Below are 15,907 nucleotides of genomic sequence, written 5' to 3' on the forward strand. Positions count from 1 at the left end.
AAAATGAAATATATATTATCAATTGATCAAGGTACAACTTCAAGTAGAGCAATTTTATTTAATAAAGATATGAAAATTGATGCAATAGAACAAGAAGAGTTTCCCCAACATTTTCCAAACTCAGGTTGGGTAGAGCATAATCCATTGGATATTTGGACTACTGTAGCAGGGACTTGTAGAGCTGTAATGGAAAGAATTGGTATAAAAGCAAAAGATATCGTTTCTATTGGAATAACTAATCAAAGAGAGACAACTGTTGTATGGGACAAAAATAGTGGAGAAACTATTTATAATGCTATTGTTTGGCAAGATAGAAGAACAGGTCAATTTTGTAATGAACTAAAAGATGCTGGATATGAGCAGATGTTTAGAGAAAAAACAGGGCTAATGATTGATCCATATTTTTCAGGTCTAAAATTAAATTGGATATTAAAAAATGTTGAAGGTGCTAGAGAAAAAGCAAATAATGGCGAACTTCTTTTTGGTACTGTTGATTCATATTTAATATGGAAATTGACCGAAGGCAAAAAACATGTAACAGATGCAACAAATGCTTCAAGAACTATTTTATTTAATATAAAAAAGGGTTGTTGGGATGAAGAGATTTGTAAAATATTAGATATTCCAATGCAAATGCTTCCTGAGGTTAAAAATTGTGCCGATGATTTTGGTATGGCTAGTGCTGATATTTTTGGTCAAGAAATTCCTATACTTGGAGTTGCAGGAGATCAACAAAGTGCATCAATAGGACAAGCTTGCTTTGAACCAGGAATGATGAAGTCAACTTACGGAACAGGATGTTTTGCTTTACTTAATACAGGAGATAACATGGTTTTATCTCAAAATAAACTTTTAACTACTATTGCTTATCAACTTGATGGAAAAATCACATATGCACTTGAGGGTTCAATATTTATTGCTGGAGCAGTAGTTCAGTGGTTAAGAGATGGACTTGGAATTATAAAAGATGCAAAAGACACTCAAGTTTTAGCTCAAAATGCAGATGAAAATCAGCAACTCTATTTGGTACCTGCTTTTACAGGACTTGGAGCTCCATATTGGGATACTGAGTGTAGAGGTGCAATTTATGGACTTACAAGAGGTTCAGGGGCTGCAGAATTTGCAAAAGCGGCACTTGAGAGTGTTGGATATCAAACAAGAGATTTATGGGAAGCGATGTTTGAGGATTTTAAAAATATTGATAGTGAAAAATCAATTTTAAGAGTTGATGGTGGAATGGCAGCTTCAGATTGGTCAATGCAGTTTTTATCAGATATTTTAGATGCAACTATTGATAGACCAGAGATATTAGAAACTACAGCTTTAGGTGCAGCATGGCTTGCTGGTATGAAAGCAGGGTTTTACCCAGATAAAGAAGGTTTTTCAGATAGTTGGAAATTGGAACATAGGTTTGAACCAAGAATTGATGATCTTACAAGGGAAAAGCTTTATTCTGGTTGGAAAGATGCTATAGAAAGAACTTTAACCAGAAAATAGAGTTAATTTTGTAATAATTAACTCATGAAATATTTTGAAACTATTAAATGTGAAGATTATGAGATTTTTAATCTTCCATACCATGAAAATCGAGTTGCTAAAACTGTTGGACTAAATTTAAATCTACAAGATTATATCTACCCATTATCTAATAAACTTTTAAGATGTAAACTTATTTATGATGAAAATGAAGTTATTAATGTAGAGTTTTTTGAATATAAAAAAAGAAAAATCAAAAGTTTTAAACTTATATTTGATGATGAGATAGAGTATTCAAAAAAGTTTTTAGATAGAAGCTCTTTAGATAAACTATTCTTAGAAAAAGAATCTGCAGATGAGATAATGATTTTTAAAAATAATCTTCTAACTGATACCTCTATTGCTAATATAGCTATATTTGATGGTGATAATTGGCTAAGCGCAAAAAAACCTTTATTGGAAGGGACTACAAGAAATAGATTACTTGAAAGTAAAGATATAATTGAATCAGATATTGATATTAATATGTTAAAAAATGCAAAAAAAATAGCTTTGATGAATGCAATGATTGGTTTTGATATTTTAGAGGATTATTCATTTTTTGAATAAATTCTATTTAATAGTTTTTCCCATTTATTGTCATCTTTATTTTTACCCCAATTGATTCTTACTTTTTTGTAAATTCTTTTATCTTTTAATAAATAACTTCCATATTCATTAAAGATAACCTTTGGTTCAAGTCTTTTTCTTATATCAAAAGGAACGACTTTGAAACTTAGATTATCTAAAACCAGCGGCATAGAGTTTTTATTTTCAAAATACAATAAAACCATGTGGTAATTTGTTTCCCCTTTGACTTTTACAATAGCAAAATAAAGTTTTTCTTTTGGAATACCAACTTCTAATAAAGTAAAATATTTAGCTATGGCATAATCTTCACAATCACCATGACCTTGTATTAAAAACTCTTTTGGTGTTGCCCAATGATCATCAACATTATATTTTGTTGAGTCATTGACAGGAAGTATCTTATTATAAAATGAATTTATATGGGATAGTTTTTTTAGTATATTTTTAAACGGTCTAACTTTTTGTTTTAGTTTTACATACTTTACTAATCTTATTTTAATAGCTTTTGAATCTTTTGAATTGTTAATTGTTTTTAAATCTTTTTCATTTAAAGTAATACTTTTTGAATGTAAACAAATCGATGATAGAAAAATAAGTAAAAGTATTTGTTTCATACGTTATAATAACCAAGCAAAAATGAACTTAGGATTAAAAATGATAAATAAGATTATTGAAAACAGTGAATATAAAGATTTAGTAAGTTCACAAGTAAAAGAGACTATGCAATTTTTATTAAGCCAAAATCAAGAATTTGCAATAACAGCAAACTTAGATGCAGTAAAATTCAATCCAGAATTACCAAGTAATACATATCAACAATTGTCAAAGTTTTCTTTATTTGTTTTATCTAATTATACTTATTCAACAATTAATTTAGAAGATACTTATTTAACTTTTGAAGCAGGTTTTGGAAGTGAAAACTTTGGTTCAACTGTAAAAATACCATATTATGCAGTATTTCAAATAGTTGTTGGAGAATCAATACTTTTTGTTAACTCAGTTGCTACTGTAGATAAATTTAATGAAGATACAAAAGAGAAGTCATACAATATATTTAAAAACAATCCAAATAATAAAAAATTAATGAAATAAAAGTTTTTAATTGAGATACGAAAGAGAAATTAAGGCTGCCTTTAAAGTTTCAATTCCTGTGATGATGGGTTATGGAGTTTTAGGATTTGCCTTTGGATTGTTATTAGTTTCATTTAATTATAGTTGGTATTTAGCTCCTATTATGAGCCTTTTTATTTATGCTGGAGCTTTACAGTTTGTTGCCATAAACTTTTTTAATGTAAAAGCTGGTTTAGTTGATATAGCTATTGCTTCATGGTTTGTAAATTTAAGACAATCTTTTTATGGCTTATCTTTATTAAAAAGATTTAAAAAAAGTGGTAAATTAAAACCCTATTTAATTTTTGGACTTACTGATGAAACCTATGCACTTCTTACAACTTTAAAAGATGATGAAAATTTAAAAAAACATTGGTACTATTTTTTCCTTACAGCTTTTAATCAAAGCTATTGGTTCCTTGGTTCTACTTTAGGAGCAATTGTGGGTTCTAACATAGAATTTAATACTTCAGGATTAGAGTTTTCCTTAACTGCTTTATTTGTAGTTTTATGTGTAGAACAATATAAAAGTTTAAAAAATCCAATTCCTTTTTTAATAGGTGCTTTTGTCTCTATAATTGCCTTGATTGCAATACCATCTGATAAGATGTTAATTGTTTCTATATTTTTATCATTAATTTTATTGTTTACTTTTAAAAGGAAATTAGAAGATAATGGGTAATTTAGAGTTATTTTTAGCTATTTTAGTTATGTCTTTAGTTAATCTATTTACTAGAGTTTTTCCTTTTTTATTTTTTAGAAAGAATGAATTACCAAAACCTTTAGTTTTTATTGAAAAATTCTTTCCACCTACTATTATGACAATATTGATTTTTTATACTTTAAAGGATGTTGATTTTGCTTTATATCCATATGGTTTAAAAGAGATTAGTGGAATATTTTTTACTTTAATTTTACACTTAAGTGTTAAAAACTATTTGATTTCAATATTTTTTGGAACGATATTTTATATGGGATTAGTTCAGTATTTATAAAAGTGCAAAGAGGTTTAAACCTCTTTAACTAATTACTTTTTTGGAGAAAATGGGAAAAGTGCAGAACCCCAAGTAAGTCCACCACCAAAGGCATCAAATAAAATCTTATCTCCGGCTTTTATTTTACCTTGTTCATAAGCATCATTCATAGCCATAGGAATAGAAGCAGCTGATGTATTACCATATTTATGTACAGTTATTACAGTTTGATCTTCATTAAAGCCTAATGCTTTTCCAACTGCAGAAATAATTCTATAGTTAGCTTGATGAGGGATAAAGTGATTAATATCTTCACTTTGAATATTGTGTTTTTTTAACATGTCTTCAACATCAGATGTTAAAGTTTTAACAGCAAGTTTGAAAGTTTCATTTCCTTTCATTTGAATACAAGCCATTTTTGAATCAACTACTTCTTGAGAGCAAGGATTTTTACTTCCTCCACCTGGAGTTTTTATTAAATCATCGTAGTTTCCATCACTTGAACAGTTTACATCAATAATTGCTTCTTCTTTATTATCAGTTGAAGAGATAATTGCTGCTCCAGCTCCATCTCCAAATATAAAACAAGTTGTTCTATCTGTAAAGTCTAAAATAGAAGTATATTTTTCTGCACCAACAATAAGTACATTTTTCTTCATACCTGATTCAATAAAAGCTTTTGCAATTGAGCTTGCATAAACAAAACCTGTACAAGCAGCACTTATATCAAAAGCTTGAGTAGGAGGAAGTCCTAATTTTGAAGCAATAAGGCATGCAGTTGAAGGCATACATAAATAGTCAGGAGTAACTGTAGCACAGATTACTAAATCAATATCTTCTTTAGCAATTCCTGCTCGCTCAATAGCTTGAGAAGCCGCTTTTGCACCCATATCAGAAGGATTTTCATTCTCTTCTGCATATCTTCTTTCTTTTATACCAGTTCTTTTTGTAATCCATTCATCAGTTGTTTCAATGATTTTCTCAAAGTCAACGTTTGTCATAACTTTAGAAGGAACATAAGCCCCTATTGATCTAAATGCTGCATAAGCCATTATAAAATTTCCTTAAAAAACTAATACGCTATTTTTCAATTGCGTATAGTTCTAATCTTTCTTCAATATCAGTGTCTAAATTAGAGCTTGCAGCATTAATTGCTTGATAAATCGCATTTTGAATTGCTTTTTTATTTGATTTACCGTGGGCAATAATAACAGGTGCTTTAACTCCTAATAATGGAGCTCCACCATATTCTGCATAATCAACTCTTACTTTTAGATTTTTGAATACTTTTCTCATCAATACTGCACCAGCAATAGAAATAAGAGATCTTTTTAAATCTTTTTTTATAATTTTACCAATTGTATCTGCAACACCTTCCGCAGTTTTTAGTAAAATATTACCAATAAATCCATCACAAACAACTACATCTACTGTACCTTTAAATACATCACTACCTTCAACATTTCCCGCAAAATTAGGGATCTTTGAAAGCATTGTAAATGCTTCTTTTGTAATCTCATTACCTTTACTTTCCTCTTCACCATTACTTAATAATCCAACTAAAGGTTCATCAAGTTGTAATACATCTTGTGCATAAACTTGCCCCATAATTGCAAATTCAAATAAGTTTTTAGCATCACAATCAACATTTGCTCCAACATCTAAAACCAAAGTATTTTGATTTTCACTTGTTGGCATTAATGTTGCAATTGCTGGTCTACTAACACCTTTGATTCTACCAATTCTAAGCGTTGCTAGAGACATAGAAGCTCCAGAGTGTCCAGCAGAAACAACAGCATCTGCTTTTCCTTCTTTAACTAAATCTATTGATTTAAATATTGTAGATTCTTTTCTTTTAAGTGCATCTGTAGCTGAATCAGTCATACTAATTACATCAGTTGTATGTAGTATTTCAATTCTATCAATTAAGTATGGGGGGATTAGAGGTTTAATTTCATTTTCATCACCTACTGCTATTGCAGTAAATGCAGTATTGTGTCGAAGGGCAGAAATAAGTCCCTCCATAATAGGTTGAGGACCGAAATCCCCACCCATCGCATCAATTGCTATTCTTAGCATTATGCTTTATATTCACCAGTATTTGGGTTAACCATGTGAGGCATTTTCCAAGTTCCATCACTATCTTTTACTGGTCTTTTTAAAGTAATTTTATAGTGAGTTCTTCTTTTAGCTGCTCTAGTATGTGATACTCTTCTCTTAGGTACTGCCATGTTTTCTCCTTATTTAATATTCGTTTTCAATAAAATCACTATCTGTACAATTTGGACAAATGTGATAATCTGTATAAATAGATGATACTTCGCTTTCAATAATTTCATTAAAATCAATAATATTATCGTCTATTTCTATTATATCTAATTCTTCATCATTATGAGAATCAGACTTATAGATACCATCACTAAGTAAAAAAATTAAATTTTCGTCTATTGTAATTGTATCTTCTTCACCGCATCTAATGCAATTTACAGTGGTGTTCCCTGTAAGTTTACTGTCAATTTTGACTAAAGATGGCGATATTTTACAAAAAGTACCTTCAATTTTAACTGAATTGAATTCAGTTTCAAACTCTTTTGGAGTAAAAGGTACTTTTCTAAATTCTATTTTCATGTGAAAATACTAGCAAATCTCTCTAGCTGAGAAGAAAAATTTAATTTCAACTGCTGCATTTTCTAATGAATCAGAACCATGAACTGCATTTGCATCAATAGAATCAGCAAAATCTGCTCTAATTGTACCAGCTGCTGCTTCTTTTGGATTAGTTGCACCCATTAATTCTCTGTTTTTAGTCATTGCATTTTCACCTTCAAGTACTGAAACTACAACTGGTCCAGAAATCATGAAGTCTACTAATTCACCAAAGAAAGGTCTTTCTGCGTGTACTGCATAAAATGCTTCTGCATCAGCTTTGCTTAATTGAACTTTTTTTGTAGCTGCAATTCTTAATCCAGCAGATTCAAATCTATCTAAGATTTTACCAACAACGTTCTTTTCCACTGCATCAGGTTTAATGATTGAAAGTGTTTGTTCCATAGGTATTCATTCCTCTTTAATTTTTTTAGCCGCGGATTATACCTAAAAAAATAAAAAAAGGCAAGCAATTTAAAAAATTACTTACCTTTTTATTAAAATTGATTAAAATGATATAAAGATTAGTCTTCTACAACTGGCTCACCAGCAGTCATTCCTTCTCTAACGTTATCACCTTCTCTAGCATCCCAAACAATGCATCCTTCAGTAGGACATGCTTCTGCACATGCTGGCTCGTCATGATCACCAATACACTCAGTACAAGTTTCTGGGTTTACATAATAAATATCTTCACCTGTAGGATTCTCATCGTTATCAACAATTGATTCTGTAGGACACTCATCTAAACAAGCATCACAGTTAATACAAATATCAGTAATTTTTACTGCCATTCTAACTCCTTGAAAAATTTATTCAACTTTATCACACAAAAAATAAATTTAACTTTAAATGAGAATAGTTATAAGTTGGCTTTATAATTCCCTAGAATAGGAGATTCTAGATAATGAAAGTAATTACAGTTATCATGAATAAATTTGAACTATAATCTATTAAGGGATAAAAATTTTCCAAAAATAAAACCTATCTTAAATTTATAAATTTATATTTTATATATAATGTTATTTAAAAAAATTATACTATACTTTCCCTCACAAAACAATTTATAATAAAGGAAATTACATGTTAGTTACAAAAAAAGCTCCAGATTTCACAGCAACAGCTGTACTTGCTGATGGTCAAATCGTTGAAGATTTTAATTTATATGACAATATTGGTGAAAAAGGTGCGGTTTTATTTTTCTACCCACTAGACTTCACTTTCGTTTGTCCATCAGAAATTATTGCATTTTCAAAAAGAATTGAAGAGTTTACTTCAAGAGGAATCAATGTAATTGGTTGTTCTGTAGATTCACAATTTTCTCACTTTGCATGGAGAGAAACTCCAGTTGAAAACGGTGGTATTGGTAGAGTTAAATTCCCTCTAGTTGCTGACCTTTCAAAACAAATCTCAAGAGATTATGATGTATTATTTGGTGATTCTGTTGCATTAAGAGGATCATTTTTAATTGACAAAGATGGAACTGTAAGACATGCTGTAATTAACGACTTACCACTTGGTAGAAACATTGATGAAATGATTAGAATGGTTGATACAATGATTTTTACTAATGAGCATGGTGAAGTTTGTCCTGCTGGATGGAACAAAGGTGACGAAGGTATGAAGCCATCTACTGAAGGTGTAGCTGAGTACTTAGGTAAAAACGAAGGTAGCTTATGATATCTTTTCCTTAAAAAAGCGCCAATAGGCGCTTTTTTTCCTTAACACAAGTTAATTAATTGACTTTTTTCTAAATAAACACTAAAATTACAAGACTTAAAAAAAATATACTAGATAAAACTACAAAACACATAACTTAATATGTAAATCAAAAAAAGGCAAAATAAACTCATGGAAGAGTCAAAAACTCAAACTAAAACTAAAACAAGAGGCTCACACTCAAATGGGAACTCTAGAAAAGCAAGAACTCATGTTCCTGTTGAAGGTTACAAAATTGAACAACTAAGAGAATTACCCTTAAATGATCTTCTTAAAATTGCAAAAGAACTAGATGTAGAGAACCCTCAAGAATTAAAAAGACAAGATCTAATGTTCAGTATTCTACAACATCAAATTGATGCTGGTGGATTTATTTTATTTACTGGAATTTTAGAAATTAAAGAGGGTGGATTTGGTTTTTTAAGAGCAATGGATGGAAACTTCTCAGATACTTCAAATGATTCTTATGTTTCTGCTACACAAATTAGAAAATTTGCATTAAGAACAGGGGATATAGTAACAGGACAAGTTCGACCTCCAAATAAAGATAGTGAAAAGTACAACGCTTTATTAAAAATTGAAGCAATAAATTACTTACCTATAAATGAATCAAAAAACAGACCATTATTTGATAACTTAACACCATTATATTCTACTGATAGATTTACATTTGAGTATGATCAAAATAGAATGACAGGAAGAATGCTTGATCTTTTTGCTCCAATGGGTAAAGGGCAAAGGGGACTTATTGTTGCACCTCCAAAAACTGGTAAAACTGAACTTTTAAAAGACTTAGCTCACGGTATTAGTAGAAATCATCCTGATACACACTTAATGGTTTTATTAATTGATGAAAGACCTGAAGAGGTTACTGATATGCAAAGAAGTGTAAATGGTGAAGTTTATTCTTCTACGTTTGATCTTCCAGCACATAACCATGTAAGAGTTGCTGAAATTGTTATTGAAAAAGCAAAAAGAATTGTAGAAATGAAAAAAGATGTAGTTATCTTATTAGATTCTATTACAAGATTAGCAAGAGCTTATAATACTGTAACTCCAAGTTCTGGTAAAGTTCTTTCAGGTGGGGTTGATGCAAATGCATTACATAAACCAAAAAGATTTTTTGGTGCTGCTAGAAATATTGAAGAGGGTGGTTCTTTAACTATTATCTCAACTGCACTTATTGAAACTGGTTCAAAAATGGATGAAGTTATTTTTGAAGAGTTTAAAGGTACTGGTAACTCAGAGGTTGTATTAAGTAGAAATGCAGCTAATAGAAGAGTTTATCCAGCACTAGATATTATCAAATCTGGTACTAGAAAAGAAGAATTATTATTAAGTCCAGATATCTTACAAAAAACATGGATTTTAAGAAATGCTATTTCACAAATGGATGAAGTAGAAGCTTTAAAATTCTTATATTCAAAAATGCAAAAGACTAAGAATAACGCTGATTTCTTTGCATCAATGAACGAATAGTATAAATACCTTTTTTTAATGGCGGTTTTCTTTATAAAGAAAACTGCTATTTTTCACAATCTTCCCAAATTTTTAAAAAATTACATATAAATTGCTTGTTTAATTTAGAACTTATTCTTTTTTTAATAATATTCCGAGCTTATAAGGATCAATTATGATTAGTATTAAAAATTTAAATAAATATTATGGACAAACAAAAGTATTAAATGATATTTCAATTGATATAAAAAAAGGTGAAGTATTTTCAATTGTTGGACATAGTGGTGCAGGAAAATCTACACTACTTAGATGTATTAATGGCCTTGAAGATTATAGTGATGGTTCATTAAAAGTAAATGATAGAGAGATTAAAACACTTGATAAACAGAGTTTAAGAGAGTTTAGAAAAAAGATTGGGATGATTTTCCAACACTTTTCATTAGTTCAAAGAAAAACTGTATATGAAAATGTAGCACTTCCACTGCAACTTTGGGGTTATAAAAAAAGCGAAATTAATAAAAAAGTAAATGATTTATTAGCTTTAGTTGGATTAGAAAATAAGTTAAATTCATATCCAAGCCAATTAAGTGGTGGACAAAAACAAAGAGTTGCAATTGCAAGAGCACTAACATTAGATCCTGAGGTACTATTATCTGATGAAGCAACTTCTGCCCTTGATCCTAATACTACTACTTCTATTTTAAATCTATTAAAAGAGATTAATGAAAAACTTAATATTACGATAGTAATAGTTACTCATGAGATGGAAGTTGTTAAGCAAATTGCTCAAAAAGCACTTTTACTTGAACACGGAAATATTATTGGTTTTGATGATACAGAAGAGTTATTTTTAAAGCCAGATGAGAAGATGAAAGAGTTTTTAGGAGAGATTGAGGTTGTACCAACTGAAGGGGTAAATATAAAATTGTATTTTCCTAAAGATAATGCATATCAATCATTTATCACAAAAATGGCAAGAGAGTTAAATATGGATTTCAATATTGTTTGGGGAAAACTTGAAGAGATAAACACTCATATTGTTGGTAATATGGTTATAAATCTAAAAGAAGAAGATAGACAAAAAGTTACAGATTATATAAAAGAACATGATATTGTTTGGGAGGTATTATAATGGTTGATATATTATTACCTGCACTTGGTGAAACGGTTTATATGTCGTTTGTTTCAACTTTTTTTGCTGTTGTTATTGGTTTTTTCTTGGCAATTATTTTAATACTAACCTCAAAAGGTGGTTTAAAAGAGAATCTAAAAATCTATTCAGTTCTTGATATTGCAATTAATACTTTAAGATCATTTCCTTTTATCATTTTGATGATTGTGTTATTTCCATTAACGAAATTTTTAATTGGGAAGAGTATTGGTACAACAGCTGCAATTATCCCTCTTACAATAGGAGCTGCTCCTTTTATAGCAAGACTTATTGAAAGTGCTTTTAAAGAAGTAGACCAAGGTGTAATAGAAGCTGCAAAATCTTTTGGAGCAAGTGACTTTCAAATAATCTTTAAAGTAATGCTTGTAGAAGCATTGCCAAGTATTATTTCTACAATTACTTTAACACTAATTACAGTAATTGGATTTTCTGCTATGGCTGGAGCTGTTGGTGGTGGAGGTTTGGGAGATGTAGCCATTAAATATGGGTATTACAGATTTCAAACTGAAACTATGATTTATACAGTACTAATACTAATTGCCTTAGTGCAAGTATGTCAAAGTGCTGGTGATTATATTTATAAAAAAACTAAAAAATAAAGGACATAAATGATTAAAAATATTTTAAAATTTGCAATTGCAGGTGCTGTTGCTTTAGGTTTAACTGCTTGTACAAGTAGTGAAGAAAAAAAAGAAAATGTAAAAGTTGAAGAGAAAAAAACTGTAATTAAAGTTGGTGCAACACCAGTTCCCCATTCAGAAATTTTGGAAGCTGCAAAACCTCTTTTAAAAGCAAAAGGTTATGATTTAGAGATTGTTGAATTTACAGATTATGTTACTCCAAATATTGCTGTTGATGAGGGTGAGTTAGATGCTAACTTTTTCCAACATTTACCGTATTTAAAAGAGTTTAATAAAAACAAAAATACAAATTTAGTAAAAACAGTAAATGTTCACTTAGAACCAATGGGATTGTATTCTAAGAAAATCAAAAATATTAGTGAATTAAAAGATGGTGCGACAATTGCTGTTCCAAATGACCCAACAAATGGAAGTAGAGCATTAGATATTTTAGTTAAACAAGGTTTATTAAAATTTAAAGATGTAGAGTTTAAAACTGCAGTTGATATTATAGAAAATCCAAAAAATCTAAAAATTGAAGAATTAGACGCTCCTCAATTACCAAGAGTTATCGATGAAATTGATGCCGCAATTATCAATACAAACTATGCATTGGCTGCAAATTTAAATCCACTAAAAGATGCATTAGTTATTGAATCAAAAGATTCTCCATATGCAAATATTGTTGCAGTAAAAGCTGGTAATGAAAATAAAGAATATATTAAAGCTTTAGATGAAGTATTAAACTCAGATGAGATTAAAAAATTCATCCTTGAAAAATATAATGGTGCTATTGTAGAAGCATTTTAAATTATAGAGCCATTTGTAAGCTTTGCAAATGGCTCTTAAAAACTAATTTTCTTTTACAAAAAAAGTAATGAACCATGAAGCTGCAGTAAAAGCGGCTAATCCAAAGACTACAAATAATAGTGTTTCCTGTATAAACATTTCTCTCTCCTAATGTTAAATGAATAATCATTCAGAATTATAATAAAATAAATTTTAACTTATACTTAAAGAAAATTTAAATTTTTATACTAATTTAAAAACATCTTTATATTGAGATAGCCTAAAATCAAAGGTGGTATAGTTTTTATCAAGTTTTTTATTTTTTTTAAATATTTTATTTGCCCCTATACTTCTATTGGCTGCATTAGATGGTGAGCTTAGACTTATTGTTTTTATTGTTCTTTTATTAAATTTAAATTTGTGAATTTTAGGAATTTCATTTGAGATGTTTTCAAATACAATATTTTCTTCTTTTAGAACTTTTCTTAAAAAATATTCAGGGGAGTTTTTACAATAGCCCCCAGTAAAGATTATTGTAGTGATTTTGTCATATTTGCCTAAATAATAGATTATATCTCTTAGTTTAACATGCTTCATACCAATATCACTGGCATCAATTTTTTCCCTTTGACAAGATTCTACGATATCACAAATACCAATTTTGTTTTTTAACAAAAATGATTTTCTTTGTTCTACTGCTTCTAGTGAGTTATCAAAAAGCAAATCTAAATTATAGATTTTATTAAGAACTTTCCAAAGAAGATTATCCTTTGATCCATAACAAAAAAGTACATCCTCTTTTTTATATTCTTTTATATAAAATCTAGGTGGAGGTAGGGTTCCCATAATAATAGTTTTTGTATCGTTATTTAAAAAAGGTTCATATGGATGAAAATGAAAAAACATAAATCTCCTTTAGTAATCTATATATTTTATTTTAACAAATTAGTTATAACTTTTTTGATATAATCCTCATTAATTTATTTTAAGTACAACTAGTTGTACTCTTTAGGATTTTGCTACTTTTAAAGTTTTTTATAAATCTTGCTAAAAAGTAGTCATAAATATATGGTTCCTTTAAAAGTAGGAACTTTTAAAGGTATTTATTGAAAGTTGGGATTTTTGATTCAGGTCTTGGTGGTTTAACAGTTGTAAAAGAGATTTCAAAGCTTTTTAAAGGTGCAGAAATTTTTTATATAGCTGATACTGAATATGCTCCCTATGGAGAAAAGAGTAAAGATGAGATTTTAAAACACTCTTTATCTATTACTAAATATTTGATAAAAAATCATAACATTGAAGCTTTAATTATTGCATGTAATACAGCTACATCAGCTGCTGTAAAAGAACTTAGAATGAAGTTTAAAGATTTAATTGTTATTGGAACTGAGCCTGGTATAAAACCTGCTATTAATATGACAAAAAGTAATAGTGTAGGAGTTTTAGCAACAAGTGCCACATTAAAGGGGCAAAAATACCAAACTTTGCTTAATGATTTAACTATATTAAAAGAGATAAGATTATTTGAACAAGCATGTCCAGGCTTAGTTGAGAAAATTGAAAATGGAATGATTGAAGATAGTAAAACACATGAAATGTTAAAAAGCTGGTTAGAGCCTATGAAAAAAAATGGTGTAGATACAATTGTTCTAGGTTGTACACATTACCCACTAGTATCAGATATTATAAAAGATTATATGGGTAAAGATATTAATTTAATTGAAACTGGTTTTGCAATAGCAAAAAGGCTTGAAGATTTGAGTTCTAAAAAAGGGCATATTAATAGGGGAGATTTAGAAATCAAACTTTATTATACAAAAGATATAAATTTAAATATGGTTAATTTAATATTAGATAAATATACAATTGGTGGAAAGATAAAAGTAAGGGATATTAATGAATGAAAAAAATGTAGAGAATAGGGTGTTAGCATTAAAATATAGACCAAAAAGATTTGAAGATTTAGTTGGGCAAACAACAATTTCACAAACTTTGTCTTTAGCTTTAGATTCAAGTAGATTATCCCATGCCTATCTTTTTAGTGGACTAAGAGGAAGTGGTAAAACTTCAACTGCAAGAATTATGGCAAAGGCGTTATTGTGTTCAAATGGACCAACATCACGGCCTTGTGAAGTGTGTGAAAATTGTCAAAGTGCAAATACAAATAAACACCTTGATATTATAGAGATGGATGCAGCTTCAAATAGGGGAATTGATGATATTAAAGATTTAATTGAACATACAAAATATAAACCAAGTTCTGCTAGATTTAAAGTGTTTATAATTGATGAGGTTCATATGCTTACAACTCAAGCTTTTAATGCCTTACTTAAAACCTTAGAAGAACCTCCAGGTTTTGTAAAATTTATACTTGCAACAACAGATCCACTTAAACTACCAGCTACTATTTTAAGTAGAACTCAACATTTTAGATTTAATAAAATTGCAAATTCTGATGTGATGCATCATTTATCACATATTTTAAATGAAGAGAATATTGACTTTGAAACTGATGCTTTAGAGATATTAGCAAGAACAGGACAAGGAAGTTTAAGAGATACTCTAACTTTACTAGACCAAGCAATTATCTTTTCAAAAGGTAAGATTACCACAAGAACTGTAGTTGATATGTTGGGACTTATTGAACCAAAACTTATGGATGAGCTTTTTGATACTATATTAAGAAAACAGGATTTCACTAAACTAGTACAAGAATTAGAAAATTATGAGATATCTCAGGTTTGTGATGAGATGACAATATATTTAAAGCAAAAAATGCTTGAAAAAGATGCAAAGTTTAATATACTTTTATTTGATAGATTTTTTAGAATACTAAGCGATGCAAAACATCTATTAGCAATAAATTCAGATGGTGGATTTGTTTTAATTTTAACCTTATCAAAAATGGTTGAAGCAACAAATTTAAAAACTATTGATGAGATTATAAATCAAGTTCAAGATATTGAGGTTAAGCCTATAATTAAAGATGTGATTTCTAAAGAAAAAGTTGTAGAACATGCAAATAATGATATAAATCATGCCTATGATGATGAAGTAGTAAAAGTTAATGAAACTTTTATGGAAAATAGAAAAGCTTTAAATGAAGAGAGTCCAATAAAAGTAGAAGAGAATGAAGTTGAAGAAGCTGTAGAGATTGAAAATGAAACAACTATTTCAACAGATAGTATAAATGCAATTCCTACTGTTCAACCAATTGAAGTTGTTGAACAAAATACCAATCCTTTCCCTAACCCTTTTGATGAAGAGTATAATATGCCAATAGAGGAAAAACAAAATGAGGTGATTGAAGAGCC

General features: G+C 29.2%; 19 protein-coding genes and 1 pseudogene. 12 read left to right on the forward strand and 8 right to left on the reverse strand.

Features of this window, described 5'->3' with window-relative positions:
• The first annotated feature begins 3 nt into the window (after positions 1 to 3).
• Both glpK and AC2TY9_RS06005 read left to right on the forward strand, forming a co-directional pair.
• Positions 4 to 1,497, forward strand: a complete 1,494-nt coding sequence (gene glpK / locus AC2TY9_RS06000) for a glycerol kinase GlpK (RefSeq protein ID WP_489780032.1) — start codon at positions 4 to 6, stop codon at positions 1,495 to 1,497.
• 24 nt (positions 1,498 to 1,521) lie between these two features.
• Entirely contained in the window at positions 1,522 to 2,085 is a 564-nt protein-coding gene (locus AC2TY9_RS06005; protein ID WP_489780033.1) for an aminotransferase class IV, read from the forward strand.
• On the opposite strand, the gene AC2TY9_RS06010 is transcribed toward AC2TY9_RS06005, so the two are convergent.
• Positions 2,067 to 2,720, reverse strand: a complete 654-nt coding sequence (locus AC2TY9_RS06010) for a transglutaminase-like cysteine peptidase (protein WP_489780034.1) — start codon at positions 2,718 to 2,720, stop codon at positions 2,067 to 2,069. The two genes, AC2TY9_RS06005 and AC2TY9_RS06010, sit on opposite strands and share 19 nt — an antisense overlap.
• A gap of 40 nt (positions 2,721 to 2,760) precedes the next feature.
• Here AC2TY9_RS06010 and AC2TY9_RS06015 point away from each other — a divergent pair, with 40 nt between their 5' ends.
• From AC2TY9_RS06015 to AC2TY9_RS06025, 3 genes are read left to right on the forward strand one after another with little or no spacing between them, the layout of a single operon-like run.
• Complete coding sequence (locus tag AC2TY9_RS06015; protein ID WP_489780036.1) at positions 2,761 to 3,198, forward strand: hypothetical protein; 438 nt, start codon at positions 2,761 to 2,763, stop codon at positions 3,196 to 3,198.
• 10 nt (positions 3,199 to 3,208) lie between these two features.
• Positions 3,209 to 3,898, forward strand: coding sequence for an AzlC family ABC transporter permease (locus tag AC2TY9_RS06020; RefSeq protein WP_489780037.1), 690 nt, complete (start codon positions 3,209 to 3,211; stop codon positions 3,896 to 3,898).
• A complete protein-coding gene (locus AC2TY9_RS06025; RefSeq protein ID WP_489780039.1) occupies positions 3,891 to 4,211 on the forward strand; it encodes a branched-chain amino acid transporter permease in 321 nt (106 codons plus the stop codon). Before AC2TY9_RS06020 ends, AC2TY9_RS06025 begins: the two co-directional genes overlap by 8 nt.
• A gap of 32 nt (positions 4,212 to 4,243) precedes the next feature.
• Here AC2TY9_RS06025 and AC2TY9_RS06030 read toward each other — a convergent pair whose 3' ends face one another.
• The 6 genes from AC2TY9_RS06030 to AC2TY9_RS06055 form a co-directional block, all read right to left on the reverse strand.
• Positions 4,244 to 5,242 carry a beta-ketoacyl-ACP synthase III gene (locus tag AC2TY9_RS06030; protein ID WP_489780041.1) on the reverse strand — a complete coding sequence of 333 codons (999 nt, stop codon included), beginning with the start codon at positions 5,240 to 5,242 and terminating at the stop codon, positions 4,244 to 4,246.
• A 28-nt stretch (positions 5,243 to 5,270) separates the two neighbouring features.
• Entirely contained in the window at positions 5,271 to 6,269 is a 999-nt protein-coding gene (gene plsX / locus AC2TY9_RS06035; protein ID WP_489780043.1) for a phosphate acyltransferase PlsX, read from the reverse strand.
• Complete coding sequence (rpmF, locus tag AC2TY9_RS06040) at positions 6,269 to 6,421, reverse strand: 50S ribosomal protein L32 (RefSeq protein WP_138152280.1); 153 nt, start codon at positions 6,419 to 6,421, stop codon at positions 6,269 to 6,271. Before rpmF ends, plsX begins: the two co-directional genes overlap by 1 nt.
• Positions 6,422 to 6,434: 13 nt before the next feature.
• Positions 6,435 to 6,818: a hypothetical protein gene (locus AC2TY9_RS06045; RefSeq protein WP_489780046.1), complete on the reverse strand. Its 384-nt coding sequence runs from the start codon at positions 6,816 to 6,818 to the stop codon at positions 6,435 to 6,437.
• A gap of 9 nt (positions 6,819 to 6,827) precedes the next feature.
• Positions 6,828 to 7,241, reverse strand: coding sequence for a nucleoside-diphosphate kinase (gene ndk, locus AC2TY9_RS06050; RefSeq protein ID WP_489780048.1), 414 nt, complete (start codon positions 7,239 to 7,241; stop codon positions 6,828 to 6,830).
• Positions 7,242 to 7,360: 119 nt separating this feature from the next.
• On the reverse strand, positions 7,361 to 7,630 hold the full coding sequence (locus tag AC2TY9_RS06055) for a 4Fe-4S dicluster domain-containing protein (protein WP_489780050.1): 270 nt from the start codon (positions 7,628 to 7,630) through the stop codon (positions 7,361 to 7,363).
• Positions 7,631 to 7,919: 289 nt separating this feature from the next.
• Here AC2TY9_RS06055 and AC2TY9_RS06060 point away from each other — a divergent pair, with 289 nt between their 5' ends.
• The 5 genes from AC2TY9_RS06060 to AC2TY9_RS06080 all read left to right on the forward strand — a co-directional run bounded on the left by AC2TY9_RS06060 (position 7,920) and on the right by AC2TY9_RS06080 (position 12,614).
• A complete protein-coding gene (locus AC2TY9_RS06060) occupies positions 7,920 to 8,516 on the forward strand; it encodes a peroxiredoxin (RefSeq protein ID WP_489780052.1) in 597 nt (198 codons plus the stop codon).
• Between the two features lie 171 nt (positions 8,517 to 8,687).
• Complete coding sequence (rho, locus tag AC2TY9_RS06065) at positions 8,688 to 10,034, forward strand: transcription termination factor Rho (RefSeq protein ID WP_489780054.1); 1,347 nt, start codon at positions 8,688 to 8,690, stop codon at positions 10,032 to 10,034.
• Between the two features lie 154 nt (positions 10,035 to 10,188).
• Positions 10,189 to 11,145 carry a methionine ABC transporter ATP-binding protein gene (locus AC2TY9_RS06070; protein WP_489780056.1) on the forward strand — a complete coding sequence of 319 codons (957 nt, stop codon included), beginning with the start codon at positions 10,189 to 10,191 and terminating at the stop codon, positions 11,143 to 11,145.
• Complete coding sequence (locus AC2TY9_RS06075) at positions 11,145 to 11,783, forward strand: methionine ABC transporter permease (RefSeq protein ID WP_489780058.1); 639 nt, start codon at positions 11,145 to 11,147, stop codon at positions 11,781 to 11,783. The genes AC2TY9_RS06070 and AC2TY9_RS06075 overlap by 1 nt, the downstream gene beginning before the upstream one ends.
• A gap of 9 nt (positions 11,784 to 11,792) precedes the next feature.
• Positions 11,793 to 12,614 carry a MetQ/NlpA family ABC transporter substrate-binding protein gene (locus tag AC2TY9_RS06080; protein WP_489780060.1) on the forward strand — a complete coding sequence of 274 codons (822 nt, stop codon included), beginning with the start codon at positions 11,793 to 11,795 and terminating at the stop codon, positions 12,612 to 12,614.
• 222 nt (positions 12,615 to 12,836) lie between these two features.
• Here the strand turns inward: AC2TY9_RS06080 and AC2TY9_RS06085 are convergent, their stop codons facing one another.
• Positions 12,837 to 13,499 carry a uracil-DNA glycosylase family protein gene (locus AC2TY9_RS06085; protein ID WP_489780062.1) on the reverse strand — a complete coding sequence of 221 codons (663 nt, stop codon included), beginning with the start codon at positions 13,497 to 13,499 and terminating at the stop codon, positions 12,837 to 12,839.
• A gap of 200 nt (positions 13,500 to 13,699) precedes the next feature.
• Here AC2TY9_RS06085 and murI point away from each other — a divergent pair, with 200 nt between their 5' ends.
• Positions 13,700 to 14,497: a glutamate racemase gene (murI, locus tag AC2TY9_RS06090; RefSeq protein WP_489780064.1), complete on the forward strand. Its 798-nt coding sequence runs from the start codon at positions 13,700 to 13,702 to the stop codon at positions 14,495 to 14,497.
• Positions 14,490 to 15,569 (forward strand): annotated as a pseudogene (locus AC2TY9_RS06095) (DNA polymerase III subunit gamma/tau); the annotation flags it as partial. The gene murI and the pseudogene AC2TY9_RS06095, both read left to right, overlap by 8 nt.
• Between the last annotated feature and the right edge of the window lie 338 nt (positions 15,570 to 15,907).

The sequence above is a fragment of the Arcobacter sp. ISO1 genome (genome assembly GCF_058105185.1).